The following is a 4,336-nucleotide window of genomic DNA, read 5'->3' on the forward strand; positions in this document are numbered from 1 at the left end:
ACCGTTGTGGCAGTGAGTTGGATGCGAACAGGCCACGGAACCAACTTCAGACTGCAGGCACGTACGGCCGCCAAGGTACCGCTGACCGTACGCCCGGTCAATGAATCAGGGCGTCGAAGTCGAACGGCAGAAGTGACCCTTGACGTGATCACTGACCGTGCGTACGGTCACATCCGTCCGCCCGGCTGTTCGTACTGGCTCAGCGGTCGTGTCATCACCACTGCGGCACTGGCGGTCAGCCAGTGACTGCCAGTCGACCTGGAGGTCTTTCATGAACTACCGACTGTCCCTGACGTGCGTCGCGACGTCAGCGATCCTGCTCCTCGCGGGCTGCGCGAGCGACAAGGGCGCAACCGACGATTCACCTGACGCGGGCGCGACGGCAGCGGCCGAGTCGGCCGTGAACGCCGCGAAGGCGGAGCTGCCGGGCCTGCAGAAGGGCACCAGCGTGCTGCCCTCAGACACCTCGCGCCCCATCAAGCAGGGGGCAAGGGTGGCGCTCCTGTCGGCAGGACAGAACAACCTGTCTGCGCAGGGTCCCATCGACAGCGCGAAGGCGGCTTGCGATGTGGTGGGCTGGAAGTGCGACGTCTTCGACGGTGGCAGCGACCCGACGAAGTACTCGGGCCTGGTCAACCAGATCGTCGCGGCCGGTTATGACGGCATCATCGACGTCGCCGTCGACTGCCCGCTCATCTCCACGGCTTTGAAGGCCGCCCATGAGAAGGGCATCAAGATCGTCAGCGCCTATGCCTTTGATTGCGATGACCCGAAGTACAAGGGCGACAAGCAGTTCGACGGTGAGGTGCTGTACGTCGATGACCGCACCGCCGCCGAGCAATTCGTCGCGTTCGGCGCTGCCCAGGCCACCGCGACCCTCGCCCTGACCGGCGGCAACCAGAAGATCCTGCACGTGAAGGACACCGAGTTCCGGATTCTTGACTACATCGCCGAGGGTCTCGAGGCGGGTCTGGCCAAGGACCCGACAAGCAGCATCATCGAGACGCTCGACATCAAGGCTGCCGATCTGGTCACGGGCAAGGCCGGTCAGCAGATCTCGTCGTTGCTGATCAAGAATCCCGATGCCTCGGCCATCACGACGCCGTACTTCGCTGCCGGCATGGCCGCGATCTACCCGTCCCTGCAGTCGACGGGCAAGACCGGAAAGCTGTTCGTCCAGGGCGCTGAGGGGCAGGCCCCCGAGCTGGACATGGTTCGCGGCGGCGTCGCCTCGTTCGTCAACATCGCCTCCCCCGAGTGGAGCGGCTGGGCAGCGGTCGACACCTTGAACAGCGTCTTGACCGGAGTTCCCGTGGAGTCCAGCGGCATCGGGTTCACCATCGTGACGAAGGACAATGTCACCGGCAAGAAGGGCTCCACGTTCAGCGACCTCCCCGACTACCAGAGTGCATACCGCAAGGCGTGGGGCATCAGTTGATCCACTTGCCCGTTGCGGCTGGTCAGGCTGGGGGCGACCGGACGGTCGCCCTCAGCTTGGCCCACCTCTCCAAGACCTATGGCGCCACACGAGCGCTCAACGACGTGAGCCTTGAGGTTGGCCGCGGCAGTATCCATGCCTTGCTCGGCGGCAACGGCTCAGGCAAGTCCACGCTGATCAAGATCCTCGCGGGCGTCGAGACCGCCGACCATGGCGGTCATGTGCGCGTGGATGGTCGCTCCGTCGCCGGCCACCACACCTCCCCGTCCTTCGCCCGTGAGGTCGGCATCCACGTCGTCCACCAGAACCCCGCCGTCTTCCCTCACATGAGTGTCGCGGACAACCTGGCGATCGGCCGCACAGCCGGATACGACACCGCACCGTTTGCTCCGATCCACGGCAGACGGGTGCGGCAGCGCACGCAGGCCGTTCTCGATCGCTACGGAATCGAGGTCCGGCCGGAGACCCCGGTCGCCGCGCTGGGCCCGGGCGCCCGGGCGATGCTGGCCATCGCCCGTGTGCTCCAGGACCAGGGCGAGGACACCCGCGGTGTATTGATCCTGGACGAGCCGACTGCCTCGCTGCCGAGCGCCGAGGCCGATCAACTGATCAGCACGCTGCAACGCTGGGCGGCCGAGGGCCAGGCGATCATGTACGTCACCCACCGCCTTGACGAGGTCACCCGGATGGCCGACACCGTGACGGTTCTCCGCGACGGCAGCCATGTCGTGACCCGACCCGCAGCCGGCATGACTGAGACTGACCTGGTTGAGTTGATAGTCGGGCGAAGCGTCGAGGACGCCTTTCCCCCGGCCCACGAGGTCCGCACCGACAATCCGCTTGTTGAGGTTCGGGGCCTGCAGTCGGGCCGAATCCAGGACCTGTCCTTCGACGTGCATCGCGGCGAGATCCTCGGCGTCGGTGGTCTGCTGGGCTCGGGTCGGACCACCCTGCTCAACACCCTGTTCGGTGCCCGGCGCCCCTCGGCCGGCGAAGTTCGCTTCGACGGCGTGACAATGCCAGCTTCAGGTGTGCGTGGGGCAATGCGCCTGGGAATCGCGATGGTCCCTGAGGACCGTCCGGGCGAGGCAGCGTTCTCGGGAATGACCGTACGAGAGAATCTCTCGGCTGCCTCCCTGAGGCGCTACTGGCGAAGGGGACGGCTCAATCATCGTGTTGAGTCCCGTGAAGCACAGGACTCGATCGCGGAATTCCTCATTCGTGTCGCCTCGGACGCCCAGCCGATCCACACCTTGTCGGGCGGCAACCAGCAGAAGGTTGTTCTTGCCCGATGGCTTCGAAGAAAGCCGCGCCTGATCCTGCTCGATGAGCCCACCCAAGGCGTCGATGCCGGAGCACGCGCCGAGATCTATCGGATGGTTCGCGCAGCAGTCGACGCCGGCGCCAGCGCGATCGTGGTCAGCAGTGACCCAGAGGAGCTCGCAAGGGTGGCCGACCGCGTGCTGGTCATCGCGCACGGCAGGCTCTCGGCCGAGCTCACCGGCCCATCGCTGACCGCACACCGCATTGTCGAGGCCTCGTTCGGCACAGCCAGCACGCAGCTCGCAGAAAGAGACGATCCGAATGACTGACACACAATCTTCCGTCGTGACCTCCACCGAGCGCCCCACCGGCGTCTCGTTGAGGCCGAGGCCAGCGCTCCGTTCGATGGCAGGGCGCTACGGCTTGGTCGTCTTGCTGGCACTCGTCTTCGTGGCATTTGCGAGTCTTTGGGACTACCCGGCGACCTTCCGCAGCACCGAGAACCTGCAGCAGGTTCTCAGGAGCCAAGCCATCCCCGCCATCCTCGCTCTGGCCATCATCCTGCCCCTGGTGTGCGGGCAGTTCGACCTGACGGTCGGGTCCGTCGCTGGTATCAGTGCCATCACGGTCGCGGGCGCGATCGCCGATCACCACAAGTCACTTGCCTTCGCGGTCGTGGTGGCGCTCGGCATCGGTCTGGCCATTGGGCTCGTGAACGGGCTTCTCATCGCGTACGTCGGCGTCAACTCGTTGATTGCGACACTCGGCGTCGGCATTGCCGTCAGCGGGTTGGTGGAGTGGTACGCCGACGGCAGGTCGATCTTGATCGACACTGCAAGTGGCCTCGCAAAGACCGGAAGCGGCAGCTGGTTCGGAGTGCCGTCGCTCGTCTACTTCGTGGCCGGCTTCGCCCTCGTGTTCTACTACGTCCTGCAACACACGCCCCTGGGCCGCCATCTTCATTCCATCGGGTCCAACGCGACCGCGGCGCACCTGGTGGGCGTCGATGTACGTCGACTGACCCTGCTGGCATTCGTCATGTCCGCACTGACGTCCGCCGTTGCAGGCGTGCTGTACCTCGGGTCGATCGGCAGCGCGTCCGCTTCGGGCGGGGGGATCCCCCTCACACTGCCCGCCTTGGTCGCCGCCTTCCTCGGTGCGACGACGATCAAGCCTGGTCGCTTCAACGTCCTCGGCACACTGGTGGCTGTCTACCTGCTGGCCTTCGCCCTCTCCGGCCTGAGCCTGAACGGCGTCGACAGCTGGGTCCAGAATGTCGTCACAGGTACCGGCCTCGTGATGGCCGTGACCCTCTCCACCCTCACGGCCCGGGAGCGGCGGCCAGGCTGATCCGCTCCCACCCAGCGTGACGGAATGGCCGCCCTCTCTGTCGCGTGGATTCCAAGCCGCGGCCCCCGCAGATGCGTCAGCGCCGGGCGACGTCTGGGGTGCAGGTGCCAGCCACGTCAGACCTCGGTGATGCGGACTCCGGCATGGGATTTGTAGCGCTTGTTCATGGAGATCAGGTTCGCGGTCAGCGCCTCAACCTGGTGGGCGTTGCGCAGGCGACCACCGAAGACGCCCCGGACGCCGGGAAGCAACGCCGAGAGCTCAATGACCGCTTCGACGGCCTCA

General features: G+C 65.8%; 4 protein-coding genes. All 4 read left to right on the forward strand.

Translation table 11 applies throughout. From position 1 onward, the window contains the following. The coding region (locus ACOADB_RS13570) for a hypothetical protein (protein WP_378599434.1) at positions 1-246 on the forward strand (246 nt) is incomplete at its 5' end. A 25-nt stretch (positions 247-271) separates the two neighbouring features. Further along, positions 272-1,438 carry a sugar ABC transporter substrate-binding protein gene (locus ACOADB_RS13575; protein WP_378599437.1) on the forward strand — a complete coding sequence of 389 codons (1,167 nt, stop codon included), beginning with the start codon at positions 272-274 and terminating at the stop codon, positions 1,436-1,438. Positions 1,439-1,494: 56 nt separating this feature from the next. Further along, positions 1,495-3,030, forward strand: coding sequence for a sugar ABC transporter ATP-binding protein (locus ACOADB_RS13580; RefSeq protein ID WP_378599439.1), 1,536 nt, complete (start codon positions 1,495-1,497; stop codon positions 3,028-3,030). 94 nt (positions 3,031-3,124) lie between these two features. After that, entirely contained in the window at positions 3,125-4,051 is a 927-nt protein-coding gene (locus ACOADB_RS13585) for an ABC transporter permease (protein WP_378599442.1), read from the forward strand. The last annotated feature ends 285 nt before the right edge of the window (positions 4,052-4,336 follow it).

It is taken from the genome of Nocardioides sp. CPCC 206348 (genome assembly GCF_048654705.1).
GTDB lineage: Bacteria > Actinomycetota > Actinomycetes > Propionibacteriales > Nocardioidaceae > Nocardioides.